This window comes from Pseudomonas sp. LBUM1663 (genome assembly GCF_059695905.1).
Map to the genome: position 1 here is coordinate 1,509,506 of NZ_CP166792.1, position 16,955 is coordinate 1,526,460.

Below are 16,955 nucleotides of genomic sequence, written 5' to 3' on the forward strand. Positions count from 1 at the left end.
GTGGTAGCGCCGAAGGTAAAACAGAGCAACCGGGCAGACGTGCTGCACGGATCGCTTGGCCACGACATGCTCATTGGACTCGGTGGTTCTGATCGGTTATTCGGTAAAGCCGGAAATGATCGTTTGTTTGGAGATAAGCAGGCCACTATCGCAAAGGCGATGACTGGCGGAGCCGTTCGCGGACGAGCAAGTCGTGGCGATTGGCTTGATGGGGGGCTTGGCGACGATCTCCTGATCGGTAGTTCATCCCAAGACATGCTACTCGGAGGCACCGGAGGAGATACGCTTGTCGGCGGGGCGGGCGACGACAATCTATCGGGTGATGGTGTAACCGGTGGTTTGTTGGACAGTTGGGACTTCAAACGCGTTGAAGTTCCTTTTGGCAAAGATAGTAGTAGTTGGCATGTAGGCCTCTCCAATGCCTCCATTAGCACGGCCTTAGAATTTGGTAACGACATTCTTTATGGCCAGGGTGGTCACGATTTTATGACAGGCGGCGGGGGGGACGATTTACTCGATGGCGGCCCAGGGAATGATGTCATGGCCGGCGATCAAGGAAATGACACGCTTCTTGGTGGCAGTGATGACGACATTCTGTTGGGAGACAACCACGATTCCGCTGGCGGGCTCAAAAGCACAAACCATGGAAGCGATTTGCTGGATGGTGGAGATGGTAATGATGAACTGGCCGGTAATGGCGGCAGCGATGTGTTGTATGGGGGGGCCGGTAACGATGATCTAAAGGGCGATGATTTTGAGTTGCAGGGTATTGAGGGTGATGCTGCCCATTATTTCGGCAGCGACTTTCTGGATGGTGGTGCGGGTGACGACACCCTTCAAGGTGGCGGTGCTGATGATGCACTTTACGGCGGTGCAGGTAACGATAATCTCTCTGGCGATTACCTCACTCACCCCGTTCACTACCACGGTAATGATTTCCTTGACGGCGGCATCGGTGATGACACGCTTATAGGCATGGGTGGCTCGGATACGCTGATAGGGGGAGAAGGAAATGACGCCCTGGACGGAGACGAGCACAGCCTGCAACAGGGCGGAACTAATGATGATTACATTCAAGGAAATGCAGGAAACGACACGCTCTGGGGAGGCTTGGGCGCCGATACACTTTATGGCGGCGCTGATAACGACTTCCTGGTTGGTGATTATGAGCTAAGGCCCGAAACGGAACATGGCGCAGATTATCTTGATGGAGGTTCAGGTAACGACACGCTGCTAGGCGGTGGTGGAAACGACACATTATATGGCGGTGCAGGAGGGGACTACCTTCGCGGTGGTTCCGGTAATAATGTTTTTGGAGGAGGCAGCGGCAACGACTATCTGGATGGGCTAGACGGCGATGATACTTATCATTTCGGCGCCGGTGATGGTGTCGACGTTATCGCAGATACGGGCGGAAACAACATCATAAAATTCGGATCTGGATTGACTGCGAATAACTTAAAAGCTGGCATCGTTGTTGTTGATATTGGCCCAGTATTACGACTGTCGAATGGTTTGGGTGACGCAGTTAGGATTCGTGATTTTGACAAATGGCAAAACTCATCATTTAGTTTCAGTGATGGTGTCGTTTTAAGTTTTCAGGAGGTTATGAGCCTCGCTCAAGGCTCGGCAGACGTTCCGTCTTTGGCAGAAACACCTTCGGGAAGTCGCGCAGACGAAAGTGACGTCGGAGCTGCAGATAAAAATACGATCACGGAGCAATCCGGAGATGATGATAGTTCCGATGGGGCAGCGGATACCAATAGTAGTGCGGCCGATATCCCGCGAGTTGAAACTGATACCGATAAATTGTGGAGCGAAGAGTTTCTGGGTAATCTGAAAAAACGTCGCTCGGCATTTATACTAGCATCAGGGTTTGTGTTAAATGCTCAGGGAGCCTGGAGCAAAAATCAAATTACTGATAACGAATACATTTACCACGAAAAAACAAATTTAGTTGTTGAAAGCTACCAGTCAGGTTCATTGACAGAAACCCCAGAGCGGATGAGCCTTGTGTCTGGTAAAACAGTGGTCAGCGAGAGAGATTCAATCACGTCGTCCCATACTGAGTCACGGCCTACAGTGGTAGGCGGCATGAAATACAAACCAAAACAAGCGCCGCATTACTACCCCTCCGGTTCAAGCTATAGTGGTTTTTCTTTAAGTGCGGGTGAGGTTATCGTTGAGCATAAAAGCGCGACCGGTGTTATTCAAGGTTGGTATGTTTATCCTGCTGGAAGCTTTGAAGGTAGTGAAATAAGCTACAAACAGTTTAGCTGGGATGTCACGACTGAAACTATCAGGCACCAAATTGTTCAGGGCGACGATGAGGGCGGCCGAGTGAATTTCGAAGCCGGTAATATTTTTCATGGTGGAGTGGGCGACGACTTGGTGATTACTCATGAGGCTCCCAACGTTTATCATGGTGAGAATGAGGATAGAGTTTCCGGTGCGTTTCTTTCAGGCGGAGGAGGAAACGATACTTTGCTCGGATCGGAAGGTCAGGATTATTTAATAGGTGGCTCCGGGTATGATTGGCTATACGGTGGAAATGGTCCGGATACTTATATAATAGGCGCGCATGCTGGAGCGACTACTATTGTTGCGGACATATTAAGCCCTGTTTTTCTTCGTCCAGAAGTTGGGGTTGCAGGGTGGAAGGCTGAATTCGGGTTAGACGATAAGGATACCGTCAGGCTTCCTGATGGGATAACGCTTGAACACTTGCAATTAAGCTGGGGAGCCGTGTTAGTTGAAGCGGTCAATATTGAGTTGGCACCAAACCCGAAGCGCGGCACCTACCGCAATCCACCCCTTGGGCAGATGCTGTACTCAACCCTTGATATTTCTTGGGGTAAAGAGCAGCAAGTTCGTATTGTATTACCTAATGCAAGTGATCTTGAAGGTTCTGGTGTTGAAATTGTGAAATTCGCAGATGGGTCACACATCAGCTTGGAGGGCCTTATAGCCACTAGTAAATTGGGTCCAGCCCCTGATGCTTACCACCATGGTGTCCGGATCGATAATGCGGTTGAGGCTATCTCTTTTCGGGACGGTAAAAAGATCCCACTCGTTGGCGGTCAAGGTAATGACACTTTGAGTGGCTCTGGCGAAATACGAGGCATGCAGGGAAATGACTCGATTTCGGGCGCCCCGGGAGATGATGTTCTGTGGGGTGGGGCCGGTGACGACACTCTAGCCGGCGGCGCGGGTAATGATATTTACAAGTATGATGGCTTGGGGAGGGATTTAATTGTTAATGCGTCGGGCGGTGTGGATGGAATCGATTTTACAGATTTCGATGCATCAATCCATCAGCTGAAGTTTCACCGTGATAATAATGATCTCGTCGTCGTGGTGAATTATGGTGCATCTCCGAAGATACGAGTGGCCAATCATTTTTCGGGAGGCGATGCCTCGATAAGTTTTGTAAGAGTACAAGCCGTAGACAGGACGCCTCAAGACTACACTGCCAATCAGCTGGTTGAACTTTTACATCCTCTGCCCCCGCTAAGAGATATGGAAGATATATTTTTTCGTGATGACGAGGGTGTGGCAGAGGCGATTAAGGAAATAAATGAATTTTATGGGCTTCAGAGTTAGTTATGAAGACTATGCAAACGAACGGTGATTAGTTTTCCTTAGGAACGTTCCGGGTGGCTCGCCCACGATAGACCTTTTGTTGCAGCTATCGCGGGCAATACCCGGTTTTTAGTACTCGGAAAGATCCGCCAGCGGATGCCGGCCTTCCCAGACTTTGTGGAAGTGCGCTTCCACCACGGCATCCGGCACCGTGTTGACGTCCTGCCAGTGCCAATGAGGTTTCTGATCCTTGTCGATCAACCGCGCCCGCACCCCCTCGCTGAACTCCGGATGTCGGCAGCAGTTGAGGCTTATCGTGTATTCCATCTGGAAGACCTCGGCCAGCGACATGTGCCGGGCGCGGGCGATCTGTTCCCACACCAGATGCGCGGTCAGGGGCGAGCCTTCGGTCATGGTCTTCGCCGCTCGACTTAACAGCAGGTCCGTATGGTCGCGCAGATGATTGATGGCTTTCCAGGCGCAACGCACATCGCTGACATCCAGCAGCTCATCGATTTGCTGGCGTCGAGGCAGCCACTGCGCGGCGGGCATTTGCGCGACGGCCTCCTGCTGCAAGGCCTTGAGCAGACTGTTGAGCTGCATTGGCGTCTGTTCCTGCCAATTCAATTGCAGTAAGCCTTCGATCAGCTCTTCTTGCTGTTCATCGAGCAGGAAACGATCGGCCAGGTCCAGGTCGATCGCATCACGACCGTTCATGTGCGCGCCGGTCAGCCCCAGGAACAACCCGAGCTTGCCAGGCAGGCGTGACAGGAACCAACTGGCGCCGACATCCGGGTACAGACCGATACTGATCTCCGGCATCGCCAGGCGGCTGCTCGGCGTGACAATCCGGATGGTTGCGCCTTGCAGCAACCCCATGCCACCGCCCAGCACATAACCATGGCCCCAGCAGATCAGCGGTTTGGGGTAGGTGTGCAGATTGAAGTCCAGGCGATATTCCGCCGCAAAGAAGTGCGCGGCCAAGGGTGGCACTTCCCCCGGGTGAGCGCGACAGGCCTCCACCAGGCTGCGCACTTCGCCGCCGGCGCAAAAGGCCTTGGCGCCATTGCCACGCAACAGAACGCAGACAATTTGTGGATCCTTGGCCCACGCGTCCATCTGATCGCGCAGGGCGTTGATCATTGGCAGGGAAAGCGCGTTGAGCGACTTTTCGGCATCCAGGCTGGCGATGCCGATGCGCGCGCCGTCGATGCCGGTGAGTTCTTCGAAGTGCAGATTCATCGTGACCTCGATAGGGAATTTGAGCGTTCAGTATGATCGCTGTACAGGAAAGTGCCGGATCTGCGTCAGATCAATTGACAAGCGCGATGGGCTTTCCTAGGGTTCGCCCCATTGTTTTTGCCGGATGTAACCATGACTGCTGACGACCGTATCAAACTCGAACCGGGCTGGAAGGAGGCGCTACGTGCCGAATTCGACCAGCCCTACATGGCAGAGTTGCGTAATTTCCTGCAGCAGGAGCGTGCGGCGGGCAAGGAGATTTATCCTCCGGGCCCGATGATTTTCAACGCACTTAACTCCACGCCACTGGACAAGGTCAAGGTCGTCATCCTCGGCCAGGACCCGTATCACGGCCCGGGACAGGCTCATGGGTTGTGCTTCTCGGTGCAACCGGGCGTACCGGCGCCGCCGTCGCTGGTGAACATCTATAAAGAGTTGAAGCGCGACCTGAACATCGACATTCCCAATCATGGCTACCTGCAGAGTTGGGCGGATCAGGGCGTGTTGATGCTCAACACCACGATGACGGTGGAGCGGGCCAATGCCAATGCGCACAAGGACAAGGGCTGGCAGTTTTTCACGGATCGGATCATTGAAGTGGTCAGCCAGCAGCAACCGCATCTTGTGTTCATGCTGTGGGGCGCCCATGCACAGAGCAAACAGAAACTGATCGATGCGACCAAGCACCTGGTGCTGACGTCGGTGCATCCGTCACCGTTGTCCGCCTATCGCGGATTTCTGGGTTGCGGGCATTTCAGCCGGACCAACAAGTTTCTTGAGCAGAATGGCGAAACGCCGATTGAGTGGCGGTTGCCGCCAGTCTAAAACCATCGCGGGCTTTTGTGGCGAGGGGGCTTGCCCCCGTTGGGGCGTGAAGCGGCCCCCAGCTTCTTGGTTTGTCATACTCATCGCATTTGCAGTTTTACGACTGCTGCGCAGCCGAACGGGGGCAAGCCCCCTCGCCACAGGGATCGGGTCAGGGTTGTTCCGGCTCGCGATTCCAATACCTGAATAACGGCTCCGCCAGAAACAACACAAACAACAACCGCATCACCTGCATCGCCGTCACCAGCGGGACGGACAATTGCAGGGTCTCCGCCGTCAGGCTCATCTCTGCAATCCCGCCGGGCATCATGCCCAGGGTCAGCGAACGCAGATCCAGATGCGTCAGAGCACTCAAACCCAGCGCCGCGGCCGTAGCGATTAACATGGTCAAAATAGTGCCGATCAAGGTCCGTCCCATAAAGGACGGCGCCCGCCGGAAAAACTGTCGATTGAAGTGACAGCCCAAGCCGCTACCGATCAGCCATTGGCCTATCTGGCTGCCACCATTGGGCAATCCGATGTGCAAATCCCAACCAATGCTCACCGCTGCACTCACCAGCAACGGCCCGAACAGCCACGGATTGGGTTGACGAAGACGTTCCCAGAGCCAGGCCGCCAGCGCACCTGCCGGGAATAAAAGGGCCAGCCACCACCAATTCACAGTGCTTGGGTGCAGGACCGGTGCGCCGTAACCCAGCAAATATTTGAAGGCCGCTGGCACGCACAGCACCACCACCAACACCCGCAAACTTTGACCGGCCGCCACGCGACTGAGCACTGCGCCGTTGCGCGCGCCGAGGTTGACCATCTCCCCGGAACCCCCGGGCATGCTGGAAAAGAACGCGGTGGCGCGATCTTCCCCGGTGCGCCGCATCAACCAGACCCCGACCACGGCGGACAGGCTGGTGATCAATGCACCGAAGAAGATCAGACCGAAGTGACTCAACACCTGCTCCATCACTACCGGGGTGAAGTGCAGGCCGATGCCGATGCCGACCACCCACTGGCCGCACTTGCGGCCGCCAGGGATTTCCGCCAATTGCCAGGGTGTCAGGCAGCGCACCAGGATGATCGCCAGCAACGAGCCGACCATCCACGGCAGTGGCCAGCCGATCTGGCTGGCGAGGTAACCGCCCAGCAGACCGACCAGCGGCGTTCCCCACCAGGCTTTGAAGGGTGTTCGATCAGACATCGGCGATTGCGCGCCGGGCGACCGAACGTTTGCGCCAGATCCGCAGGATCGGCATCAGCAGCATGATCGCGGTCAGCACCCAGCAGCCGAAGGTGATCGGACTGGACCAGAGGATCTCCAGCGCACCGTTGGAGATCGACAGGGCGCGACGCAGGTTTTGCTCCATCAAACCGCCGAGGATGAAGCCCAGCAATACCGGCGACAACGGGAAGTCCAGCTTGCGCAGGATGTAACCGAAGATACCGATACCGATCATCAGGAACAGGTCGAAGGTGGTGGCATGCACCGCGTAAACGCCGATCCCGGTAATGATCGCGATCACCGGCACCAGAGCCCAGTTCGGCACAGCGAGGATGCGGGTGAAAATGCGGATCATCGGGATGTTGAGGATCACCAGCATGACGTTGGCGACGAACAACGAGGCGATCAGGCCCCAGACGATGTCAGGTTGTTGCTGGAACAACAGCGGGCCGGGGGTGATGTTGTACAGCGACAGCGCGCCGATCATCACCGCTGTGGTCCCCGAACCTGGAACGCCGAGGGTCAGCATTGGCACCAGCGCGCCGCAGGCCGCACCGCCGATGGCGGTTTCCGGTGCAGCGAGGCCGCGCATGTCACCTTGGCCGAACGTGCCTTTGGCGCCGGCGATGCGTTTTTCGGTCATGTAGGCCACGGCGCTGGCGAGGGTGGCGCCGGCGCCCGGCAACACGCCCATGATGAAGCCCAGCAAACCGCAACGGATGTTCACCACGAACACCGCCGAGGCTTCCTTGAAGTTGAACATCATGCGCCCGGTGGCTTTCACCGCTTCCTGACCGCGATGGGTCTTCTCCAGCAGCAGGAGGATTTCGCTGATGGAGAACAGACCCAGCACCAGCACCACGAACTGAATGCCGTCAGTCAGATGGATGTTGTCTCCAGTGAAACGGTAGACGCCACTATTGGCATCGATCCCCACGCTCGACAGGAACAGACCGATCAGCGCTGCGATAAAGGTCTTCAGCGGACGGTCCCCGGCCATGCCGCCAAGGCAGACAATCGCAAACACCATCAGCACGAAGTATTCCGCGGGTCCGAAGGCAATCGCCCATTTCGCCAGCAGCGGGGCGAACAGCACCATGCCGCAAGTCGCGATAAAAGCACCGATGAACGAGCTCCACGCCGACAATGACAGCGCTACACCGGCCAGACCCTTGCGAGCCATCGGGTAACCGTCGAGGGTGGTCATGACGGTGGAGGCTTCGCCCGGGATGTTCAGCAGGATCGAGCTGATCCGGCCGCCGTATTCGCAACCCAGATAGACCGCCGCCAACAGGATCAGGGCCGACTCCGGTGGCAGGCCCAGGGCGAACGCGATCGGGATCAACAACGCCACGCCATTGATCGGGCCCAGGCCGGGCAGCAGGCCGACAACGGTACCGATCAGTGTGCCGCAGAGCGCGGTCACCAGGTTGTACGGGGTCAGCGCGACGCCGAAGCCCTGACCCAAATAGCCAAGAGTATCCATATCAGTTCTCCAGAACGTCGAGTACGCCCAAGGGCAGTGGCACGTCCATCAACTTGTCGAACAGCAGGTAAAGACCGATGGCCATCAGGCTGATGATCACCGCGCTCGGTAGCCAGCGGCCGCCATACAGGCGAGCCATGGGGACGCCGATCAGGATGCTGGCGACGATGAAACCAAGGGGTTCGAAGGTGCCGGCGAACACCAGCAGCAACACCACACAGATGCCGATTTTGATCAGCGTTTCACGGTCCAGTTTTGGGTCGTCCTCGCTGTGGATGATCGGAGTCGGGCGAAACACCATGTACAGCAAGCCAAGACCCATCAGGCCGAGCATCAACAATGGAAAGGCGCGTGGCCCCACCGGTTCGTAGGAGAAAGCGGCCTGATACGGCCACGCCATCAGTGCCAGGCCAACACAGGCCAGCAACAGCGCCGAAGCAAAAATGCGTTGTAAGAGCATGGGGAACTCCTGTGCCACGGCCCCGCAAATCGGGGGCCGCAGCCGCTAGACAGAGGCGATCACTGGATCAGGCCGAACTCTTTGGCCAGCACTTTGTAGTCGGCAACCTGCTTCTTCACGTAGGTGTCCAGCTCCGGGCCGGTCATGGCAAACGGGAAGAGCTCACGCTGATCGCGCAGCTTGGCGAAGTCTTCGGACGCCAGCAGTTTGTCGAAGGCCTCTTTCCACCAGGCGTAGTCTTCGTCGCTGACCTTTGGCCCGAGGTAGAAACCGCGAACCACTGGCCAGACGATGTCGTAGCCTTGCTCTTTGGCGGTCGGGATGTCTTTCATTTCCGGCTCGTCCAGACGCTTCTCGGAGAACACGGCGAGCAAGCGCATGTCACCGCTCTGGATGTGCGGCATGGAGTCGGAGATGTCGGTGCTGCCGACCTGGATATGGCCGCCGAGCAGGGCGGTGGCGATTTCACCGCCGCCTTCAAGGGCGACGTAACGCAGGTCGCGCGGGTTGATACCGGCGGCCTTGGCGATCAGCGCGGTCTGCATCCAGTCCTGGCTGCCGACGGTGCCGCCGGAGCCGATCACTACTTTGCTTGGATCTTTCTTCAGTGCTTGCACGAGATCGTCGAGGGACTTGTAGGGCGAATCGCTTTTCACTGCGATGGCGCCATAGCTGGTGCCGACGGCGGCCAGCCAGCGAACGTTGGTTTCATCGAAACGACCGAACTTGCCCTGGGCCAGGTTCAGCAGCGAACCGCTGGACCACGCCACCAATGTGCCGGCATCGGCCGGACGTTGAGCAACCACAGCGTTGTACGCCACCGCGCCGACACCGCCTGGCATGTAGGTCACGCGCATTGGCTTGGTCAGCAGTTTTTCGTTCACCAGCGCGCTTTGCGCCAGTTTGCAGGTCAGGTCGAAACCGCCGCCTGGCGAGGCCGGGGCGATGCATTCAGGGCGTTTTGGTTCAGCCATCAGTTGGCCGGCGAACAGCATGCAGCTGGCGGCGAGGGCGAAACGGCGCAATGATCGATTCATTATTGTCTCCACGGGAGTTTTTGTTTTTGGGGATGTTTCAGGTGCGGCGGTTTCGCGTCGTGCAGCCGGTAGTGGCGCTGACAAGCGTGAACGAAGGGGATTGAAAAAACGGGTGGGACGGGCAAACCTGAAGCAGTCTGGCCAGCATGGTGAAGTACCTCGTTATTGTTCTTATTGGCGAAAACGCATCAAGGCGTTTTTCGGGAGCTACATTTCAAAGCACGATCGGCTGGTCTGCAGTCGAAACCATCCGTGGGCCGACTCTAACGGGCCAACCTTTCATCAACCTTTCAGTTGGCTTTCACAGTTTTCAGGCTTCACAGCGGCGGATGCGGCTGTAAACTCCGCGCCAAAGAATGGCGTCGACCATCCCTGAATGAGGTAAAGATCCATGCGTGTTCTGCTCGTCGAAGACCATCTGCAGCTCGCCGAAAGCGTCGCCCAGGCGCTCAAAAGCACCGGGCTGACCGTGGACGTGCTGCACGACGGCGTGGCGGCCGACCTAGCCTTGAGCAGCGAGGAGTACGCGGTGGCGATCCTCGATGTCGGCCTGCCGCGCATGGATGGTTTCGAAGTGCTGGCGCGCCTGCGGGCCCGGGGCAAAAACCTGCCGGTGCTGATGCTGACTGCGCGCAGCGACGTCAAGGACCGGGTGCACGGGCTCAACCTCGGCGCGGACGATTATCTGGCCAAACCTTTCGAACTGACCGAACTCGAAGCCCGGGTCAAAGCCTTGTTGCGGCGTAGTGTGCTGGGCGGTGAGCGTCAGCAGCGCTGCGGCGTGCTGGCCTATGACCTGGACACTCGGCGCTTCACCCTCGGTGAAGAATTACTGACCCTGACCTCCCGCGAACAGGCGGTCCTCGAAGCATTGATCGCCCGGCCAGGTCGGGTGATGAGCAAGGAACAACTGGCCGCTCAGGTGTTTGGCCTCGATGAAGAAGCCAGTCCGGATGCCATCGAAATCTACGTCCACCGCCTGCGCAAGAAACTCGACGGCCAACCGGTGGCCATCGTGACCTTTCGCGGCCTCGGCTATTTGTTGGAAAGCCGCGATGCATAAGCCCAGCAGCCTGCGCTGGCGGTTGCTGTGGAACCTCGCGCTGTTACTGGTGGTGTTAATGCTGGCCAGTGGTTTGAGCGCGTACTGGAATGGTCGCGAAGCTGCCGACACGGCCTATGACCGGACCCTGCTGGCGTCGGCGCGGACCATTGCCGCCGGCGTGTCCCAGCGCGATGGCAGCCTCAGCGCCGACGTGCCTTACGTGGCCCTCGATACGTTCGCCTACGATAGCGCCGGGCGTATTTTTTACCTGGTCAACGACATCAATCAGAAGCTGATTTCCGGTTACGAAAACCTCCCGCCGCCGCCTCCGGGAACGCCGCGGACCGATGACTATCCGGCCCTGGCACGCTTCTATAACGCCCAATACCGTGGGCAGAACGTGCGCGTGGTGAGCCTGCTCAAGCCGGTGAGCGAGCCGAACATGAACGGCATGGCGGAAATCCGCGTGGCAGAAACCGACGAGGCTCGGGTCGCGATGGCTCGCAGTCTGGCGGCGGACACGTTGCTGCGTTTGGGCATGTTGGCCATCGGCGCGTTGCTGATGGTGTGGTTTGCGGTCAGCGCGGCGTTGCGTCCGCTGGAGCGCTTGCGCACGGCGGTGGAAGAGCGTCAGTCGGATGATTTGCGGCCATTGCCACTGGTGGAAGTGCAACATGAGTTGTGGCCGCTGGTGCGCGCGCTCAATCACTTTACCGAGCGACTGCGCGGGCAGTTCGAGCGGCAGGCGCAGTTTATTGCCGATGCCGCCCATGAACTGCGCACGCCGTTGGCGGCGCTCAAGGCGCGACTTGAGCTAGGCCTGCGTTCAAACGAACCGCAAACCTGGCGCAGCACCCTGGAAACCGCTGCCCAAGGCACGGATCGCCTGACTCACCTGGCCAATCAATTGCTTTCACTGGCGCGGGTAGAGAACGGGGCCCGGGCGATTGCCGAGGGCGGCGCGCAGTTGTTGGACCTGAGTCAGTTGGCGCGCGAGCTGGGCATGGCCATGGCGCCGTTGGCCCATGCCCGCGGCGTCGCCCTGGCGCTGGAGGCGGATGAACCGGTGTGGCTGCGTGGCGAGCCGACGCTGTTGAATGAGCTGCTGAGCAATCTGGTGGACAACGCCCTCGCTCACACGCCGTCGGGGGGCAATGTGATTCTGCGGGTCACGGCGCCGGCGGTGCTGGAGGTCGAGGATGACGGGCCGGGGATTCCCATCGATGAGCGGGATCGGGTGTTCGAGCGCTTTTACCGGCGCAACCAGCAAGTGGCCGGGTCTGGGCTGGGGTTGGCGATTGTCGGTGAGATTTGTCGCGCGCACCTGGCGCAGATCAGCCTGCACGACGGTGAGTCGGCGGGGTTGAAAGTGCGGGTGAGTTTTATTGCGGGGGAGTGAATACTCTGCCTGGGGTGAGGGGGCTTGCTGTGGCGAGGGAGCTTGCTCCCGCTGGCTGCGAAGCAGCCCCGGAACCATGCACCACAGTCCTTCAGTCAAACCGCGTTGGCCGGGTTTACGACTGCTACGCAGCCGAGCGGGACGGTGCGGCGATCCGACAAGCTCCCTCGCCACAGTCGCTTGTGTTCACAATCAATAAAACATCGACCGCGATTCTTCCAGATCTCGGCACATCGCCTCATTCTCCGGATCGATCCCCAATTTCTTGAACGCCGGCACGCTGAACGCATCGATGCGGGCTAGGGGATGGTCGGTGTCCTTGTGGCAATACAGGCTGGCCACCTGAACCAGATCGACATAATCGACCCGCTCCGACTGGCGCTCGAAATCCAGGTACAACCCCGGTAACTGCACCAGCATTTCCGGAAATTCCCAGACCCTGAGCAGCTTGTCACCGATCAAGGGATGAATGCGGTCGATGACATGGTTGAGACTGACCGGGTCGGACAGCAGTTCATAGTGGTCTTCGGCATAGGTCAGAATCGGCAGCACGCCAATCTGATGAACCAGTCCGCCGAGGGCGGCCTGATCAGGCTTGAGTTGCGTGTAACTGCGGCACAGCGCATAGCTGACGCCAGCGATTTCCAGGCTTTTACGCCAGACATCGCGCATTTTCTGTGCCACCACCTCAGAGCGGGCGTGGAAAATCTGTTCCATCACCAGACCGATCGCCAGGTTGCTGCTGTAGTTGACGCCCAGCCGCGTGATCGCCGTGTGCAGGTCAGTCACTTCCTGAGTCGCGCGCAGCAGCGGGCTATTGACCACTTTGATCAGGCGCGCCGATAACGCCGTATCACGGCCGATTACTTTGCTCAGGGCGCTGACGCTGACTTCCGGATCTTCAGCGGCCTTGCGAATCTGCAGGGCCACTTCCGGTAACGTTGGCAGAACCAGGTCATCGTTATCGATGGCCTCAACCAAATCCTGTTGGACCTTATCCGCCAGCTCGCTCATTTCTTTTCTCTAGGGTGTTGCAACAAGTGCTGCGGTTAACGCTGGATTTCGCGATCGCGATCCAGTTGATAAGGCAGGTCTAGCAGGTGCAGGGCCGGCCCTTCGATAGCGCCCAGATGAATGTCGCCACCTTCTGCTGCTTCGGCTTGCAGTACGGCCAGGAGTTCAATGTTTTGCCCGGCGTTGGCCGCCAGCACCACTTCGCCGATCGAACTGCCATGGGACGGGGAAAACAGTTGCGTGCCGGGCTCGGGCAATTCGCTGGCATCCAGTGTCAGGCGATACAAGCGTCGCTTGAGTTTGCCCAGATACTGCATGCGCGCGACGATTTCCTGGCCGGTGTAGCAACCCTTTTTGAAACTAACACCGCCGACCGCTTGCAGGTTGAGCATCTGCGGGATGAACAGCTCACGGGTGCTCGGCATGACCTGGCCGATCCCTGCGCGGATCTGGCCCAGCAGCCATTGATTCAGAGTGCCTTCGGTCAACACGGCGGACAGCTTGCCTTTGGTGACGTCGGCCTGATCGGCAGCGACCCACAGTTCCGCGCGGTCGGGCGAGACGCGAATGGCGATCAAACCTTCATGACGCGCGACGCTGTCGGTGTCTGCCGGCAGCTCAAGACCCAGGCTGCTCAGTGCGGCATCGCCATGATCGAGGCCGAAGCGGACCCAGGCGGCGCTTTCATCGGTCAGTTTGGACTTGGAGAACACGGCGTACTTTTTCAGGTCCGCCAACTGTGGCTCAAGCAGTTCGGTGGCCATCGCCAGCAGGACGCCGTCGCCTTCCAGCAGGATGCGGAAACTCGACTGCATCCGGCCTTTCTGCGTGCAGCGGGCGCCGAGGCTGGCCTGGGTGTCGCTCAGGTAATTGAGGTTGCAGGTCAATTGGCCTTGCAGGAATTTGCTGGCGTCCGCGCCGCGGACTGCAAGAACGCCTTCATGGGACAGGGTGCAGAAAAAAGCAGAATCGGCCATGGGTCATCGCAGGGTAAAGAGTCTGGGGGACATCATAAGGGGGCGCTCTCGAAATGGGTAGTTCACAAAGGATCGATGGCGCTCGACCAAAGCCGAGTGTTCGACCGGGCTCGGGGCTGTATACTTGCCGCCTATTTGAGGAGCGCTCCATGGTCGAAGATGTTGAACTGAATCGCCTCTACTGGCACAGCCGCCGCGGCATGCTCGAGCTTGACGTATTGCTGGTGCCGTTCGTGAAGGAGGTCTACCCGCACCTCAATGATGTCGACCGCGATTGCTACCGTAAGCTGCTCGAATGCGAAGATCAGGACATGTTCGGCTGGTTCATGGAGCGCGCCGAATCGGAAGATCCGGAGCTTCAGCGCATGGTTCGCATGATCCTGGATCGTGTCCAGCCCAAGTAATGCGTTCGAATGCCGCTGGCATGCCTCGCGGCAGTTGCTGGCGGCGTATCTTGTGGCCCAGCTGTTCGCGCTGGGTTCGTTGTTTCTTCTCTCGATTCCAGTCTGGGCGCTTTTGCTCGGCATTACGCTGTGCGTGGTTCACGGCGTTTGGCTGCTGCCGCGACAAATTTTGCTGACGCATCCACAGGCATTCCGCGGCTTGCGTCGCGATGCCGATGGCTGGCAGTTGTGGAATCAGGCTTCAGGCTGGCAACCCGTGCAATTGCGTCCGGACAGTCTGGCGTTACCGTTGGTCGTGGTGCTGCGTTTTCGACTGCGAGGCGAGCGGCGAGTCAGATCAATCTGCGTTCCCCGGGATTCGCAGGCGGCGGATGTGCACCGACGCCTGCGCGTGAGGCTCACATTCAGTCGGCGTAGGTGGGCGGCACCAGAATAGTGTCCAGCGCGACCGGCAGCAGGTTCGGGTAGTCGAGGGTGTAATGCAGGCCGCGACTTTCCTTACGCTCCATGGCTGATTGAATCATCAGCTCCGCCACCTGGGCCAGGTTACGCAGCTCGATCAAATCCCGACTGACTTTATAGTTGCTGTAGAACTCGTCGATTTCGTCCAGCAGCAGCCGCACGCGGTGCTGCGCGCGCTGCAAGCGCTTGTTGGTGCGCACGATGCCGACGTAGTCCCACATGAATCGCCGCAGTTCATCCCAGTTGTGCGCAATGATCACGTCTTCGTCGGAGTCGGTCACCTGGCTCGCATCCCAGACGGGCAGGGCGATCGGAATTGAAACCTGCGGCAACTGTTCCAGAATGTCCGCCGCCGCCGAACGGGCGTAGACGAAGCACTCCAGCAGCGAGTTGCTGGCCATGCGGTTGGCGCCGTGCAGGCCGGTGAAACTGGTTTCGCCAATCGCATACAGCCCCGGCACGTCGGTGCGACCATTCTGATCGACCATCACCCCGCCGCAGGTATAGTGCGCCGCCGGAACCACCGGGATCGGTTGCTTGGTGATGTCGATGGAAAACTCGAGGCAGCGTTCATACACCGTCGGGAAGTGGGTCTTGATGAACGCTTCGGGTTTGTGGCTGATGTCCAGATAGACGCAGTCGACACCCAGGCGCTTCATCTCATGGTCGATGGCGCGGGCGACGATGTCCCGGGGCGCGAGTTCGGCGCGTGGGTCGAAGCGCTGCATGAAGCGTTCGCCGTTGGGCAGCTTCAGGTGTGCACCTTCGCCGCGCAGGGCTTCAGTGATCAGGAAACTCTTGGCTTGCGGGTGATACAGGCACGTCGGGTGGAACTGGTTGAATTCCAGATTCGCCACCCGGCAGCCCGAACGCCACGCCATGGCGATGCCGTCGCCGCAGGCGCCGTCGGGGTTGCTGGTATAGAGGTAGACCTTGGCTGCGCCGCCGGATGCGAGGATCACGAATCGTGCGCCGTAGGTGTCGACTTCACCGGTGCCGCGATTCAGCACGTAAGCGCCCAGGCAGCGATCGCCTTCCAGGCCCAGGCGTTTTTCGGTGATCAGGTCGATGGCGACCCGCTGCTCCAGCAGTTCGATGTTCGGTCTCAGTCTGGCCTGGGCGAGCAGTGTTCTGAAAATCGCCGCGCCCGTGGCATCGGCGGCATGAATGATGCGCCGATGACTGTGACCGCCTTCGCGGGTCAGGTGAAACTCGAATCCACCGTCTTCGGTGCCGGATTGTTCGTCGCGGGTAAACGGTACGCCTTGGTCGATCAGCCATTGGATCGCTTCTTTACTGTGCTCGACGGTAAAGCGCACGGCGTCCTCGTGGCAAAGGCCACCGCCGGCATTGAGGGTGTCGTCGACGTGGGATTCGACAGTATCGGTGTCATCCAGAACGGCAGCGACGCCGCCCTGGGCCCAGAACGTCGAGCCGTTGGCGAGGTCGCCTTTGCTCAGTACGGCGATGCGCAAATGTCCGGGCAAGGTCAGCGCAAGGCTCAAACCGGCAGCGCCGCTGCCAATGACCAGAACATCGTGTTGAAACTGTTGGCTCATTTCAGGATTCCGCTCAAAGCGACCCGGGTCGGGGTTGGCGCAAGACTCCTGGAACGGCGAGTCAAGGCAGCCACACAGCCCACTAGTATATAGAGGGGGGGAGCGGCACAATACCCGAGCGCATATGGCATTGTGAAACTACTGTGACGGAAAATACCTGACGCTTCGTCGGATGGTTTTTTGGCCGCTTCGGCGACAAGACCACTGTATCAACGATTTAACAGTCTTTTTCTATTCACGGTTGCACAAT

14 protein-coding genes are annotated in these 16,955 nt (G+C 58.5%); 6 read left to right on the forward strand and 8 right to left on the reverse strand.

Going from position 1 to position 16,955, the window contains the following annotated elements:
• Complete coding sequence (locus ACA075_RS06760) at window positions 1-3,603, forward strand: calcium-binding protein (protein WP_497297825.1); 3,603 nt, start codon at window positions 1-3, stop codon at window positions 3,601-3,603.
• 108 nt (window positions 3,604-3,711) lie between these two features.
• Here ACA075_RS06760 and dspII read toward each other — a convergent pair whose 3' ends face one another.
• Window positions 3,712-4,824 carry an enoyl-CoA hydratase/isomerase DspII gene (gene dspII / locus ACA075_RS06765; protein WP_497297826.1) on the reverse strand — a complete coding sequence of 371 codons (1,113 nt, stop codon included), beginning with the start codon at window positions 4,822-4,824 and terminating at the stop codon, window positions 3,712-3,714.
• Between the two features lie 132 nt (window positions 4,825-4,956).
• Between dspII and ung the strand changes: the two genes are divergently transcribed.
• Complete coding sequence (gene ung, locus ACA075_RS06770; RefSeq protein ID WP_010462292.1) at window positions 4,957-5,649, forward strand: uracil-DNA glycosylase; 693 nt, start codon at window positions 4,957-4,959, stop codon at window positions 5,647-5,649.
• Between the two features lie 151 nt (window positions 5,650-5,800).
• Here ung and ACA075_RS06775 read toward each other — a convergent pair whose 3' ends face one another.
• From ACA075_RS06775 to ACA075_RS06790, 4 genes are read right to left on the reverse strand one after another with little or no spacing between them, the layout of a single operon-like run.
• Window positions 5,801-6,841 (reverse strand): AbrB family transcriptional regulator, encoded by a 1,041-nt coding sequence (locus ACA075_RS06775; protein WP_497297827.1) that lies wholly within the window; start codon window positions 6,839-6,841, stop codon window positions 5,801-5,803.
• On the reverse strand, window positions 6,834-8,348 hold the full coding sequence (locus tag ACA075_RS06780) for a tripartite tricarboxylate transporter permease (protein ID WP_497297828.1): 1,515 nt from the start codon (window positions 8,346-8,348) through the stop codon (window positions 6,834-6,836). Before ACA075_RS06780 ends, ACA075_RS06775 begins: the two co-directional genes overlap by 8 nt.
• A gap of 1 nt (window position 8,349) precedes the next feature.
• Window positions 8,350-8,808, reverse strand: coding sequence for a tripartite tricarboxylate transporter TctB family protein (locus ACA075_RS06785; protein ID WP_497297829.1), 459 nt, complete (start codon window positions 8,806-8,808; stop codon window positions 8,350-8,352).
• A gap of 59 nt (window positions 8,809-8,867) precedes the next feature.
• Window positions 8,868-9,845, reverse strand: a complete 978-nt coding sequence (locus tag ACA075_RS06790) for a Bug family tripartite tricarboxylate transporter substrate binding protein (protein ID WP_109628390.1) — start codon at window positions 9,843-9,845, stop codon at window positions 8,868-8,870.
• A 391-nt stretch (window positions 9,846-10,236) separates the two neighbouring features.
• Between ACA075_RS06790 and ACA075_RS06795 the strand changes: the two genes are divergently transcribed.
• Window positions 10,237-10,908 (forward strand): response regulator, encoded by a 672-nt coding sequence (locus ACA075_RS06795; protein ID WP_007898613.1) that lies wholly within the window; start codon window positions 10,237-10,239, stop codon window positions 10,906-10,908.
• Window positions 10,901-12,289, forward strand: a complete 1,389-nt coding sequence (locus ACA075_RS06800; protein ID WP_497297830.1) for a sensor histidine kinase — start codon at window positions 10,901-10,903, stop codon at window positions 12,287-12,289. The genes ACA075_RS06795 and ACA075_RS06800 overlap by 8 nt, the downstream gene beginning before the upstream one ends.
• Window positions 12,290-12,481: 192 nt before the next feature.
• On the opposite strand, the gene ACA075_RS06805 is transcribed toward ACA075_RS06800, so the two are convergent.
• Complete coding sequence (locus ACA075_RS06805) at window positions 12,482-13,303, reverse strand: HDOD domain-containing protein (RefSeq protein WP_497297831.1); 822 nt, start codon at window positions 13,301-13,303, stop codon at window positions 12,482-12,484.
• 35 nt (window positions 13,304-13,338) lie between these two features.
• Complete coding sequence (gene ygfZ, locus ACA075_RS06810) at window positions 13,339-14,280, reverse strand: CAF17-like 4Fe-4S cluster assembly/insertion protein YgfZ (RefSeq protein ID WP_497297832.1); 942 nt, start codon at window positions 14,278-14,280, stop codon at window positions 13,339-13,341.
• Between the two features lie 149 nt (window positions 14,281-14,429).
• On the opposite strand from ygfZ, the gene ACA075_RS06815 reads away from it, so the two are divergent.
• On the forward strand, window positions 14,430-14,684 hold the full coding sequence (locus tag ACA075_RS06815) for an FAD assembly factor SdhE (protein WP_007944081.1): 255 nt from the start codon (window positions 14,430-14,432) through the stop codon (window positions 14,682-14,684).
• On the forward strand, window positions 14,668-15,120 hold the full coding sequence (locus tag ACA075_RS06820; RefSeq protein ID WP_497297833.1) for a protein YgfX: 453 nt from the start codon (window positions 14,668-14,670) through the stop codon (window positions 15,118-15,120). The genes ACA075_RS06815 and ACA075_RS06820 overlap by 17 nt, the downstream gene beginning before the upstream one ends.
• On the opposite strand, the gene nadB is transcribed toward ACA075_RS06820, so the two are convergent.
• Window positions 15,089-16,705 carry an L-aspartate oxidase gene (gene nadB, locus ACA075_RS06825; RefSeq protein WP_497297834.1) on the reverse strand — a complete coding sequence of 539 codons (1,617 nt, stop codon included), beginning with the start codon at window positions 16,703-16,705 and terminating at the stop codon, window positions 15,089-15,091. The two genes, ACA075_RS06820 and nadB, sit on opposite strands and share 32 nt — an antisense overlap.
• Window positions 16,706-16,955 lie beyond the last annotated feature (250 nt).